This window comes from Yoonia sp. SDW83-1, assembly GCF_046762885.1.
Classification (GTDB): Bacteria; Pseudomonadota; Alphaproteobacteria; order Rhodobacterales; family Rhodobacteraceae; genus Yoonia.
The window spans coordinates 145,244-158,493 of record NZ_JBKQXO010000010.1 but is presented as its reverse complement, the minus strand read 5'-3'; the positions used below and the strand labels follow the sequence as shown (position 1 = coordinate 158,493).

At 56.5% G+C, this 13,250-nt stretch carries 10 protein-coding genes; 8 read left to right on the top strand and 2 right to left on the bottom strand.

Translation table 11 applies throughout. The features are described 5' to 3' along the window. Window positions 1-107 precede the first annotated feature (107 nt). From ACFWW4_RS14435 to ACFWW4_RS14425, 3 genes are all read left to right on the top strand, one after another. Complete coding sequence (locus ACFWW4_RS14435) at window positions 108-398, top strand: HU family DNA-binding protein (RefSeq protein WP_393933826.1); 291 nt, start codon at window positions 108-110, stop codon at window positions 396-398. Between the two features lie 308 nt (window positions 399-706). Next, the gene (locus tag ACFWW4_RS14430) at window positions 707-2,563 is read left to right on the top strand and encodes an FAD-dependent monooxygenase (protein ID WP_411891503.1); all 1,857 of its coding nucleotides are present in this window, start codon (window positions 707-709) and stop codon (window positions 2,561-2,563) included. A gap of 549 nt (window positions 2,564-3,112) precedes the next feature. After that, a complete protein-coding gene (locus ACFWW4_RS14425; RefSeq protein ID WP_411891502.1) occupies window positions 3,113-3,976 on the top strand; it encodes a DMT family transporter in 864 nt (287 codons plus the stop codon). Here ACFWW4_RS14425 and ACFWW4_RS14420 read toward each other — a convergent pair. Continuing rightward, the gene (locus ACFWW4_RS14420) at window positions 3,973-4,542 is read right to left on the bottom strand and encodes a hemerythrin domain-containing protein (RefSeq protein ID WP_411891501.1); all 570 of its coding nucleotides are present in this window, start codon (window positions 4,540-4,542) and stop codon (window positions 3,973-3,975) included. The two genes, ACFWW4_RS14425 and ACFWW4_RS14420, sit on opposite strands and share 4 nt — an antisense overlap. Window positions 4,543-4,849: 307 nt before the next feature. Between ACFWW4_RS14420 and ACFWW4_RS14415 the strand changes: the two genes are divergently transcribed. From ACFWW4_RS14415 to ACFWW4_RS14395, 5 genes are all read left to right on the top strand, one after another. Beyond that, the gene (locus tag ACFWW4_RS14415) at window positions 4,850-6,490 is read left to right on the top strand and encodes a peptide ABC transporter substrate-binding protein (RefSeq protein ID WP_411891500.1); all 1,641 of its coding nucleotides are present in this window, start codon (window positions 4,850-4,852) and stop codon (window positions 6,488-6,490) included. Window positions 6,491-6,574: 84 nt separating this feature from the next. Beyond that, entirely contained in the window at window positions 6,575-7,498 is a 924-nt protein-coding gene (gene oppB, locus ACFWW4_RS14410) for an oligopeptide ABC transporter permease OppB (protein WP_393933814.1), read from the top strand. Window positions 7,499-7,510: 12 nt separating this feature from the next. After that, complete coding sequence (locus ACFWW4_RS14405; RefSeq protein ID WP_411891499.1) at window positions 7,511-8,437, top strand: ABC transporter permease subunit; 927 nt, start codon at window positions 7,511-7,513, stop codon at window positions 8,435-8,437. Window positions 8,438-8,439: 2 nt separating this feature from the next. Further along, on the top strand, window positions 8,440-9,405 hold the full coding sequence (locus ACFWW4_RS14400) for an oligopeptide/dipeptide ABC transporter ATP-binding protein (protein ID WP_411891498.1): 966 nt from the start codon (window positions 8,440-8,442) through the stop codon (window positions 9,403-9,405). Next, on the top strand, window positions 9,405-10,412 hold the full coding sequence (locus tag ACFWW4_RS14395; protein WP_393933807.1) for an oligopeptide/dipeptide ABC transporter ATP-binding protein: 1,008 nt from the start codon (window positions 9,405-9,407) through the stop codon (window positions 10,410-10,412). The genes ACFWW4_RS14400 and ACFWW4_RS14395 overlap by 1 nt, the downstream gene beginning before the upstream one ends. 113 nt (window positions 10,413-10,525) lie before the next feature. Here ACFWW4_RS14395 and ACFWW4_RS14390 read toward each other — a convergent pair whose 3' ends face one another. Further along, window positions 10,526-13,135: a Hint domain-containing protein gene (locus tag ACFWW4_RS14390; RefSeq protein ID WP_411891497.1), complete on the bottom strand. Its 2,610-nt coding sequence runs from the start codon at window positions 13,133-13,135 to the stop codon at window positions 10,526-10,528. Window positions 13,136-13,250 lie beyond the last annotated feature (115 nt).

The following is a 13,250-nucleotide window of genomic DNA, read 5'->3' as shown; positions in this document are numbered from 1 at the left end:
TTATTTTCACTTGAAATGTGCCACTAATCGTTGTGGTGTCCCACAACATACCGTTATATGAGCGGGTAAGAGGCCCAACTGCTGGGCGAACGAGGGAGACCAGTAAAATGGCGACAAAACCAATGACAAAGGCGCAGCTGGTAGCTGCACTTGCCGACGAAACAGGCATGGACAAGAAAGCAGCAGGGTCTGCACTGGATGCCGTAACTGGCATCATCACCAAGGAAGTATCCGGCGGCGGCGCCGTGACACTGCCAGGTGTTGGCAAGATCTATTGCCGCGAGCGCCCAGAGCGCATGGTCCGCAACCCGGCCACGGGTGAGCAGATCAAGAAGGAAGCCGACAAGGTTGTCAAAATGACAATCGCCAAGGCACTCAAAGACAGCGTGAACGGTTAATCCGTTCGCATGATACCCCGCTAGGGTTTCGGAAAGGGTCGCCTGAACAGGCGGCCTTTTTTGTTTGCCGATTGTGAGTTGTGAGACGTCAGATGACATCGAACCTCACGTCATACGCTCACTTGATCAGCGGATGTTGCGTGCGCCGCTAATGACCAGATTGAACCCACCATGTCCAATTCCGTGCATTTTCCAACTGGCGATTCTGGCGCACGATGTTGCACCTGATCGCGTTGACACAAAGGTTCGCCATATTCAATTGAAGTGACCCCACTTTAAGAACGCTGATCGACGTAATAGGATTGCGCATGCAGTATCATCTTAATGGCTTCCGCACCGGAGACCCGTCAATTGCCTCCGCCAGTTCAACCACGGCGAAGGAAACCACCGATGTACTCATCATTGGCTGTGGACCTGCTGGATTGACGCTGGCGACACAACTCAGTGCTTTTGGGGACATCTCGGTGCGTATAATCGAGCGCAAATCTGGCCCCCTGGAATTTGGTCAGGCGGATGGAATCGCCTGCCGCTCTGTCGAGATGTTCGAGGCGTTTGGTTTTGCGGAGCGCGTGATCAAGGAAGGTTATCACGTCAATGAGGTGAGCTTTTGGCGACCCGGCGCAAACGGGGCACCACTTGTCCGCGCTGACCGCATTCAGGATGTGGGAGATGATCTTTCGGAGATGCCGCACATCATTCTAAGTCAAGCCCGAGTTCATGACTTTTACCTTGAGAACATGGCCAAATCGCCGATCCGCCTTGTTCCGGACTACCACAGAGAATTGGTCACCCTGACACGAGCGGACGACCGCGACTTTCCAATTGAAGCAACAGTAGCCTGTTCGAATGGGCCGGAGGGTACTGAAACCATTCGGGCGAAATATGTCGTAGGTTGCGACGGCGCACGCAGCAAAGTGCGGTCCGAACTGGGCCTTGCTCTTAAGGGAAAATCCGCGCGACAGCTTTGGGGCGTGATGGATGTTCTATGCAAAACCAGTTTCCCCGACATCAGATTAAAATGTGCAATCCAATCTGCGGATCAGGGGAGCATCCTGATTATTCCCCGCGAAGGCGGCTATCTGGTTCGCCTGTATATCGAACTCGATGAGCTAGGGCCTGATGAGCGAGCCGCTGATCGAGGTGTCACATCGGACCGGTTAATCGAAAAGGCGCGTAAGATCCTTTTCCCTTTTGACTTTGATGTAGCGCAAGTCGCCTGGTGGTCGGCATACGAGATTGGCCAACGTGTTTGTGACGCCTTTGATGATGTTGCCGACGCGGAACGAGGAGCAAAATCACCTCGAATATTCATCGCTGGTGATGCCTGTCACACACACAGCCCTAAGGCGGGACAAGGCATGAATGTCTCAATGGCCGATGCCTTCAATCTGGGTTGGAAACTGGCCGCTGTTCTTCGCGGCCAATCGCCTGTTGAATTGCTGGACACCTACTCCACAGAACGCCGCGCTAAAGCGCAAGAATTGATCGATTTTGACCGCGACATGGCGCGTCTGTTTAGCGCGAAGCCTGAGACCAAAGATGATGCAGCCCAATTCCAAGCATATTTCAAAAAGCATGGGCGTTATACGGCGGGCGTTGAGACCTGCTATGATGCATCGTTGATCAGGGGGGATACGCGCCATCAGGAATTGGCGACAGGTTACCCTGTTGGTAAGCGTTTCCACTCCGGGCCTGTCATCAGGCTTGCTGATGCGAAACCAATGCAGTTGGGACATAGTTTGAAAGCCGATGGGCGCTGGCGGATCATCATCTTTACGCCAAGGACGGATGAAGGCGACACGAATGGTCCTGCGGCCGCTTTGTGTGCAGACCTAACAGCGTTGTTGGAGCGAGTGTCGCAAAAGGATGCCGATATCGACGCAGTGATCGATGTCCGTGCAGTCTTTCAGGCCTCTCACCGAGACATGGATATCTCCAAACTGCCAGATCTACTGCGTCCTCGAAAAGGGTCACTGGGCCTCACCGACTACGAGAAAGTTTTTTGCCCAGCCCAAGAAGTGGGTGACATTTTTGACATGCGCGGGATCAATCGAAACCTGGGTGCGGTCATTGTTACTAGACCGGATCAATACGTGTCTTTGGTGACCCCAATCACAGGAGGCACAGAGATCAGAGATTTCTTCGCTCGCGTGTTACTGTTCTAGGCAATCGGTTTTCATGCAGCACGCGAAGCCCGCCATTCACACTAGCTCGGGTAAGTTCTGCTCTGTCCTGCTCAACGAACCTTTTGGGTGAGAAGTGCTCGATGTTGAGTCAGGAAACCCGATGGAAAAATCCGCCTGTGTTTGGACAACCGGAGCACTCGGTCGGAGGCTCCTTAAAATCTGCAAAGGCGCCGTGGAATTCGCATCGGTTTGGTTCGGTTCCATGGATATGAAGTCTGGTTTCCGGCATCGAATTTGTATCTGCAAAACTCACAATGACGCTCGTGAAACCTTAACGGTGTGTTCGTCTTTGCGCCGCACGCTGGATTAATCGTGCAAATTCTGCCCTCGGGGTCCGACAAAAGTTCGACGTTTTGCCGACGCGTATCCGACCACCCAAAACCCTCGCAAAACCGTGCATTAACGTATGATTCGCCAGTTTTTGGCATTCAGCGCGCGGTGCCTCTCTGGCAACACCACCGAACGTTGCGTCGCGCTGCGGCTGCATCTCTGCTTTCCGTCGGTGGCAAAAGCGCGTTAGGCGGGGCCATGGACATCAAAGCGATCATCATGGGGTTGGCCTTTGCGCTGATGTGGTCCTCGGCCTTTACATCGGCGCGGGTGATCGTGGAATATGCCCCGCCGCTGACGGCATTGGCGCTGCGGTTTCTCATTTCGGGGCTGATTGGCGTCGGGATCGCCTTTCTGCTGGGCCAATCCGCACGGCTGAGCCGCAAGCAGTGGATGGGCGTCGTGATCTTTGGCGTTTGCCAGAACGCGCTTTATCTGGGCCTCAACTTTGTTGCGATGCAGACGATTGCGGCATCGCTGGCTGCCATCATCGCGTCAACCATGCCACTGCTGGTGGCGCTTGCTGGTTGGCTGATTTTTGGCACCAAAGTCAAAGCGTTGGGGATCGCGGGGCTGATCGCCGGCCTGATCGGTGTGACCCTGATCATGGGTGCACGCATTCAGGGTGGCGTCGATATCTACGGTCTGGTGCTGTGTGTCATAGGTGTGGTGTCACTGACCGTGGCGACGATGGCGGTGCTAGGGGCCTCTTCCGGAGGGAATGTCCTGATGATCGTGGGTCTGCAGATGCTGGTGGGCAGCGCGTTGTTGTGGGCACCGGCACTTGCGTTTGAAACATTGGTGGTCACGTGGAACTGGCAGTTGATCGTCGCTTTTACCTACACCACCTTGGTGCCGGGGCTGGCGGCGACGCTGGTGTGGTTTTTGCTTGTGCGGCGCATCGGGGCGGTGCGCGCATCAACTTTCCACTTTCTCAACCCGTTCTTCGGCGTGGCCATCGCGGCGGTCTTGTTGGGCGAGCGGATCGGTTTTCTTGATGTGGTGGGCGTAGCGGTCATAGCGGGCGGCATTCTGGCGGTGCAAATCTCGAAACAGGCCTAGCCCAACCCAACAGTGCCGTATTTCAGGATCACGGGAACAATCAGCTCTTCCTCATCCAAAAGATGCCGGTTCAAGAGCCGCTCCATCGTGGACAGTTGGGCCTGGAACGCCCCCGCGGCGGTCTGCAACGCGGACCGTTCCTCTGCCTTTGAAATCACGGTATTCGCCTGTTCTACAAACGAGTTCAAGTATCCGTCGATGGCGTGATGATCGCTGTCCAGTATGTCAAAACCGCGGCTGATCCGCGTGTCGCGCTGGGACAGTTTGGGGAAGTAATAGGTGTCTTCGATTGTGTGGTGTTCGTGCAGGCCATTCACGAACATGCCGCCATAGCGGGACACCATGACCCTATATCGTTCAGGGTCCTGGCGGTGATCAATCAATGCTTCGGTGCTGCTGCGCATTTCATCCATCAGGCGGCGAAACATCAGATGGCGGTCAAGCCAGAACCGGATCAACCCGTCAAAGCCGGGGTCAGCTTCCCACGCCTCGCGCGGGTAGTCTTCCAGAAGCACTCGCAGGGCATCAGGCAATCCTTCGCGGGTCTCCAAGGCCAGTTCTGTCATCATCATTTCCCATGTTTGACACGCGACAGATAAGCCTGAAAACGCCGGATCGCCATCACCCGACGAATCAAAGCAGCAACGGGTGTCTGTGTCCAAAGTCACATAATTTTGCGGATCGGCGAAAAACTATCCACATCTTGCGCATGTTCCGGGTTCACCCCCGCCGCAAACAATTGTCCTAGCGTCAATCTCCGATAGGCCTTGCCATTTCCGTTAACTAATCAAAAGATACCTGCATCCGCGCAACCAGCGCGCGACGAAACCGAAAATTGCACCGGTCAACGGTGTAAAAACAAGGGAGATTTTCATGACATTGAAAACAAGACTGATGGCGACCTCCGCTGCATTCCTCATTGCGACAGGCGGTGCGGTTTATGCGGATGGCCACGCCACGCACCCCGAAACCGGCGAGGTTCTCGCCTCTGATCAGACCTTCACCTATCGCGATCTGGATGAAAGCCCATCCATTGATCCCGGCGTCGCCGAAGACAGCGCTGGCAGCGATATTCTGCGTGACCTGTTCGAAGGCCTGATGAACCAGGACGCCGATGGTAACCTTGTTGCGGGAGTCGCAACCGGTTTTGAGGTCAGCGACGACAACCTGACATACACCTTCACCCTGCGCGACAATGCGAAGTGGTCCAATGGCGACCCGGTTGTCGCTGGCGATTTTGAATTTGCGTGGAAGCGCGCCGCGTCTCCGGAACTGGCATCGCCCTACAGCTGGTATATCGAGCTGATGTCGATTGAAAACGCCGCCGCGGTCATCGCTGGTGAGATGGAGCCATCCGAACTGGGCGTGACCGCCATCGACGACACCACGCTTGAGGTCAAGCTGAGCCAGCCACTGCCCTATTTCCCGCAGATGGTCACGCATTTCACTACCTTCCCCGTGCATCAGGCCACCATTGAAGAACATGGTGATGACTGGACCCAACCCGGCAACATGGTGTCGAACGGTGCCTATGTGCTGACCGAGTTTGTGCCGCAGGAACGCATGGTGCGGGAACGCAACGAAATGTACTGGGACAATGAAAACACGATCATTGAAAAGGTTGTCCGCCTCGTGATCCCTGATGAAAACGTGGCCCTGACCCGGTATCTGGCAGGCGAACTGGACCGGACGGATGTCCCTGCGGGCCAATTCCCGCGTTTGGCAGAAGAATATCCTGATCAGGCCGTTTCTGTACCGTTGGCCTGTTCCTACTACTACACGATCAACCTGACAGGTGAGAATTCCAACCCCGCTTTGCTGGATCCCAAAGTTCGTCAGGCGCTGTCACTGGCCGTGAACCGCGATGTGATCGTGGATAACGTGCTGGCCGGTGGTCAGAAAGCGGCATACACCTTTACCCATTGGGCGACCGCCGGGTTCGAGACACCCGAAACACCCATCGCCACGATGGATCAGGCCGAACGCGACGCGCGGGCCAAGGAATTGATGGCAGAGGCCGGGTATGGCCCCGACAATCCGCTCTCGGTGAACCTTATCTACAACACGTCCGAGGCGCACAAATCGGTCGCTATCGCGATCAGCCAGATGTGGAAGCAGACACTCGGTGTCGATACCGAGCTGGCCAATCAGGAATGGCAGACATTCCTCGAAACACGCGGCAATCAGGACTATGAAATTGCCCGTGCTGGCTGGTGTGCCGACTACAACGAAGCATCGACCTTCCTTGATCTGATGCAGTCCAATTCCGGCTACAACGATGCCAAGTACAACAATGCCGAAGTTGACGCGATGCTGGCAGAGGCGAAAACGTCCGACAACCCGCAGGCGCTTTACGAACAGGTTGAACAGATCATCGCTGAAGAAGTACCGATCATTCCGATCTATCACTATGCCGCTGTCAAGATGTTCAACGAGAACCTTGAAGGCTGGCCTTACAACAACTTCCAGCAAAACTGGTATTCACGCGACCTTTACAAGATCGCTGGTGAGTAAACCCACTGGATAATCATGCCGCGCCCCTGAACTGGGGCGCGGCACATTTCTTCACAATTGCCAAAATTTGTGGACCCCTGACATATGTTTAGCTTTGTCGTTCGCCGCCTTGCCGTGGCCATCCCGACCCTGTTGGTGCTGGTCATCCTTTCGTTCATCCTGATGTACGCGGCCCCCGGTGGCCCCTTCAATTCGGAACGTCCGTTGCCGCCTGAAGTGTTGGCCAATATCGAGGCCAAATACGGGCTGGACCAACCGTTCTGGCAGCAGATCGCCAACTATGTTTGGGGCGTTGTGTCGAGCTTCGATTTTGGACCATCGTTTCAATACAAGGATCGCAGCGTAAATGACATCATCGCACAGGGTTTCCCTGTGACGCTGACATATGGGTTTTGGTCATTTGTTGTCGCCGTAACCATCGGGGTATCGCTGGGCGTTGCGGCAGCGATCCGCCAGAACTCCTGGCTGGACTATCTGGCTGTTGGCATTTCGGTCGGCGCGCAGGTGCTGCCGAACTTCGTCATGGCCCCGATCCTGTTGCTCATCTTCACCCTCTGGCTTGGCTGGCTGCCCGGCGGGGGCTGGAACGGCGGGCAATGGGAATATCTGGTCCTGCCGGTGATCGCACTGTCCACATCCTACATGGCCTCCATCGCCCGGATCACCCGGTCGTCGATGCTGGAGGTGTTGAACACCAACTTTATCCGCACAGCCCGCGCCAAGGGCCTGCCGATGCGCCGCGTGATCTGGCGTCATGCGATGAAACCCACGATGCTGCCTGTCCTGTCTTATCTGGGACCTGCGTTTGTGGGCATGATCACCGGTTCGGTTGTGATTGATGTGTTTTTCTCGACCGGCGGGATCGGGCAGTTCTTTGTGAACTCTGCCTTCAACCGCGATTATTCGGTCATTATGGGGATCACCATTCTGGTGGGCACCCTGACAATCCTGTTCAACCTTGTGGTCGATATCCTTTATGCGTGGATCGACCCCAAGATCCGTTACTAAGGGGGTCAGATCATGTTTCCCAACAGAGCAGCCGTTGAAGGTGTTGGCGAGGCCGCACAGCTGGCCGAGGTCAAGGGCCGGTCACTATGGGCCGACGCCCGTACCCGATTTTTCCGCAACAAGGCGGCGGTCGTATCACTGATCGTTCTGGGTTTTGTCGGGTGTTTTGCCTTGTTCGGACAGTTCTTTGCCCAGTACGAGCGTGATTTCGTGGATTTTACCCTGATCGGCAGTAATGCATACAAGGGGGTCCCCTCAATAGAGACCGGCCACTATTTCGGGACCGACAGCAATGGGCGCGACCTGTTTGCTCGAACCGTACAGGGCACCGGCATTTCATTAATGGTGGGGATCGTCGGCGCGATGGTGGCGGTGATTGTCGGCACGCTTTACGGCGCGACTGCCGGTTACTTTGGCGGCCGGATTGATGGCGGCATGATGCGCGTTGTCGATGTGCTGATGTCGATCCCGTTCATGTTTGTGCTGATCCTGATGCTGGTCATCTTTGGGCGGTCGATTTTCATGCTGTTTCTGGGGATCGGCCTGATTTCCTGGCTGGATATGGCGCGGATTGCACGCGGCCAGACGCTGACGATCAAGAACAAGGAATTCGTGGAGGTGGCAGTCGCCACTGGTGTCAGGCCCACCAAGATCATCCTGCGCCACATCGTGCCCAACCTGCTTGGGATCGTGATTGTCTACGCCACGCTGCTGGTGCCCAGCATGATCATCTTTGAAAGCTTCATCAGCTTTCTGGGCCTTGGGGTGCAGGAACCCAATACATCACTGGGCGCGCTGATCAACGAAGGGTCGCGCACCATGCAGTTCGGATATTACTGGCAGATCGCCTATCCGCTTTTCTTCTTTGTCCTCACCATCTTTGCCTTCTTCTTTGTTGGCGACGGTTTGCGTGATGCGCTCGACCCCAAGGATCGTTGAACATGCCACTTCTTGAAATCGAAAACCTCGCGGTCACGTTTACGACCGCCGACGGGGATGTGAACGCGGTCAACGGGCTGAGTTTCGATATCGACAAGGGCGAAACCCTCGCCATTGTTGGGGAATCCGGATCGGGTAAAAGCCAGACCGCCTTTGCCGCGATGGGACTCTTGGCCAAAAACGGCCGCGCCACCGGCACGGCCAAGTTTGACGGGGCCGATCTGTTGGCGATGAACCAGCGCACGCTGAACAAGATCCGCAGCCGCGATATCGCGATGATCTTTCAGGATCCGATGACATCGCTGAACCCCTATTTGCGCGTCAGTGACCAGATGGCCGAGGTTCTGACACTTCATAAGGGGATCAGCAAATCAGAAGCCGTGACCGAAGCGGTTCGCATGCTGGACGTCGTTCGCATTCCCGATGCGCGGGCGAGGGTCACCATGTTTCCGCATGAGTTTTCCGGCGGTATGCGCCAGCGGATCATGATTGCCATGTCGCTTCTGTGTCAGCCACGTCTACTGATCGCCGATGAACCGACGACAGCGCTGGATGTGACCGTGCAGGCGCAGATTATGCAGGTGCTGAGCGATATCCGAACTGAATTCGGCACCGCCGTGATCCTGATCACCCATGACCTCGGCGTTGTGGCGGGGTTTTGTGACAGGACACTTGTCATGTATGGCGGCCAGATCATGGAAGAGGGACCGACGGACGACGTATTCGCCAAGCCGACCCATCCTTATACCAAGGGTCTGCTTAAGGCTGTGCCGCGTCTGGACCGTGCTGATGCCACATTGGCGGTGATTGCCGGTGAGCCGCCGGATATGTCTCATCTACCGGTGGGATGTCCGTTTTCGCCGCGCTGCGCGCAGGTTCTGGATCACTGCCGCGCGGATCGCCCGGCGCTTGAACAGGTGGACGACCGTCGTCGTGCCTGCCATCTGCCTGTCAAGGAGGTCGCGTGATGTCCCCGATCCTGTCTGTTCGCGATCTTTCGGTCACCTTCGACGTGCGCCGCCCCGGATCATGGCCATGGACACCGCCGCGCAAGCTGCATGCCGTGTCAGAGGTGTCGTTCGATCTGCAAGCGGGTGAATGCCTTGGTATCGTTGGCGAATCCGGGTCCGGGAAATCGACCATTGCCCGCGCCATTGTGGGCACCATCCCGTCATCGGGCGGCAACATCATGTTTGAAGGCCACGACCTTGCCAATATGGACCCGCGCCAACGCCGCGTGCACAGGCGCGACGTGCAGATGATCTTTCAGGACCCGCTGGCTGCGCTGAACCCGCGCATGACCGTGGGGGAGATCATTGCCGAGCCGCTGATCACCCATGAACCCAACACGCCCCGCAAAGAGGTGAAGGCCCGAGTGGGTCAGTTGATGGAACGGGTTGGGCTGTTGCCCAATTTGATCAACCGCTATCCGCATGAGTTTTCAGGCGGGCAGTGCCAGCGGATCGGGATCGCGCGGGCGCTGATCCTGAACCCGAAACTAGTGATTTGTGATGAGCCGGTATCGGCGCTGGATGTTTCGGTGCAAGCGCAGGTCATCAATTTGTTGATGGAATTACAGCGAGATATGGGGCTGTCGATGATTTTCATCGCCCACGACCTGAGTGTGGTGAAACATATCAGCGACCGCACGCTGGTGCTGTATCTGGGCCGCGTGATGGAACTGGCCGACAGCGAAAAACTGACAACCGCACCAGAGCATCCTTATAGCCAGGCGCTGATTTCATCGGTGCCGATCCCGGATCCGGTGCTGGAACGCGCCCGCCCCCGGCCCATTCTTGAAGGCGAATTGCCTTCGCCGCTGGCCCCGCCATCGGGCTGTGTGTTCCGCACGCGCTGCCCCAAGGTGCAACCGTCCTGTTCAAAGGAGAAACCGGTGCTTGAGGATATTGGCGGGTCACATCTGGTGGCGTGCCCCTATCACGAGGCCGAAAAGGTCTTGGCGGTAAACGGATGACCAGCTTCGCTATGATGCAGAGCCAAAATCGTCAACCTGCCTGAAGCAGATCAACAAGACGACCGACATAAATGCGCGCTCTGGTGCCATTGGGGCAGCATATGGTGATGCGATCAGCCCTGTTCTGAAAACAGCACCTTGGCATTTTTGATGTGCCGTGCGACCAGATGCTTGGCGTGCTTGCCCTTTGGTGTCAGGCGCGCAAGTGGTCGGTTCATGATCGGCACATCGCCAAAGATTTCCTGAATTTCCTGTTTGGCGTCCGGACTCATCGCTTTCATGGCTTCGGGGCCGGTGTAGAGCGTTTCGGCCAAGGCGCCATCAGCCTCTACAATTTCATGGTCGTCGCACATGATGTGGTAATAGGTGACACTCTTGATGTCCGTGGCGATCTCGATTCCCTCCACCTCAAGCAGGTGCTTGGCCGGAATCAGGATTTCGTTGGTGTCGAACATCCGGATCGCCACCTTGGATTTCACAAGGATGCGGTGCTGGGGCGACACGACCAGATCACGGGACGGGATCCCATCGCCCAACGCACCGGCCCTGATCCGGATCGGGCGCAGATTGGGTTTGTTCGAAAGGGTTGTCGACCCAAGCTTTTCATGCCCGATCCAGCGGATCGGCTGCTGGCCATGGTCGCAGGTTTCGACAAGGTCGCCCACTTGCAGGGTTTCGACGGGGCACAACCCATCAGCCGTCCGGATCAATGTCCCATCAGCAAAACAGACAATGGAAAAGTCGATGTTTTCGAAGTTCTGGAAGGCGATATTGCCGACCTGCCCGTCCTCATCCCCGCTGCTGATCTGATATTGCCCTGCCGGGCCACGGTCGATCCCGTTATCGCCAGCCAGCATCTGGCTGAATGTCGGCTCGCCCGGTCCACCGAATGAGATCGGGGCGCTACCATCCTTGGGCAGGAACACACCAACAGCCGTGTCGTCAATGCCGCTGACATCGCCGGCCATCAGGCCGGACGCGGTCAGGGTGATGCTGTCATTCTCTTCCAGCGCCTCGTCAGCGATGAAGGTTTCGACGCTGGTAATTGTGTCGGTGGTGCCGTCGAGGGATTTGATGACAGTGCCATTGCCGTCATCATCGACATTCACAGTGATCGTTTCGCCGACCAGCGATGTGCCCTGTGACGCATCATAGGTGTCGCTGCCAGTGCCACCATCAATTGTGTCGGTGCCGGAACTGATGGCAATTGTATCGCCATCTTCGCCGCCATCGATATCGTCATCGCCAACGCCACCATCGATAAAGTCAGCACCGGTTCCGCCGGAAATCGTGTCGCTGCCCTGTTCGCCAAAAATCGTGTCGGCCCCAGCCCCGCCATCGATTATATCGTCGAAGCTGCTGGCCAGATCGGAAGGGACGGTGTCAAAGAAGATCTCGGTCAGGTCGATACGCTGACCGCCCGGTTCGAGGTTGCCATAGGAAATCTCGATCGAGGAAACCGGCCCCGCGATTTCCACCAAGAGAGAACTTGCCGCCGTGCCGGGATTGCTGTTCCCGCTGCCATCAATAGCGGTCGCCGTGTCGTTGCCGGCAATGCCATCGGTGTCGGACAGCACCATGTTGGCACCGCCGGTCAGTGTCACCTCAACCGGATTACCATCTGCGTTGAACGCCCGGATTGTGACGATATCGCGCCAACCGGAATCATCGATATCGTTCAGGCGGAAATTGACATTCTGCACCTCGTCATCGACGAGCGGATCATTGGACGAAAACGATATTGTCGTGGTTGAGGTGTCGCCGGTTCCGTTGCCGCTGAGCAAGATCGCGTCGTTGGTGGTCGCGTCGCCGTTGTTCAGCCCATCGGTGAATTGCGTATCGGAGTTGTTGAAGGAAAATCCGGCAGCCGGTGTACCTGGGTCATCGTCTGCAAAGCTGAGTGTGACCTGCATTGTGCCGGTGTCCAGGCTGACGCCACCACTGAGGTCGTCGCCGTCATCGATGGCTGTGCCATTGCCGCTGGGGTCTGGAATTGTGCTGAAATCCGTCCCTTCGGTGTTGATTTCGGCAGGATCGATCGTTGAGTCGCCCCGGATGACATCAGCACCGTCGCCGCCGTTGATGATATCATCGCCAGCACCGCCATAAACGGTATCGGCACCGCCACCGGCGTTGATCGTGTCGTTGCCGCTGCCGCCGTCGATCGTATCATCGCCACCTTCGGCGTTGATAGTGTCATCACCGGCCCCGGCAAAGATTTCATCCGCCCCTGTCAGATCGAGGTTGGAATAGGGCGCGTCGTCAATAACCTCGTCCTGCGACACCAGATCGGCGTAAGGAACCTCGTCCGGGTTTGGCGTGAAATTGACCGTTCCGACCGTTGCGATGCCCGCTGGCAGGTTTGGTGGCAGGATTGTGAAATCGGCGCTGCCGCCGCCAGAATCTTCCTCGAAATGGTAGCCGGTGAATGTCTGACCGGCGATGGTGAAGGTGAATGATGATTCCAGATAGAATGTCTGACCGTTGAAGATAACAGTGCCGTCCGACTGTCTGGCAAAGACGAACTGATCGCCCTCTGCATCCTCGGAATCCTCCGTGGAATTGGAACCGCCATCGCTGTCGCCTTCAATCACAAGATCGCCGGTTCCATCGACCATCAGGATTTCAATCGGGTCGGTGGCAGCAGGGTCAAATGTGCCGGATGGGTTCTCGGATCCGAACAGGTCGGAGTTAAGATATCCTGTGTAAGATCTGATCGCCATCGACGGCCTTTCCGCGCACTCTTTACCCACCACTCAATGGCTGCCCAAACCAATAAAATCGGGCGAAATCTAGGCGTTACGTTACCGCCACCTAACTTTTAGACAGGTTTTCGTT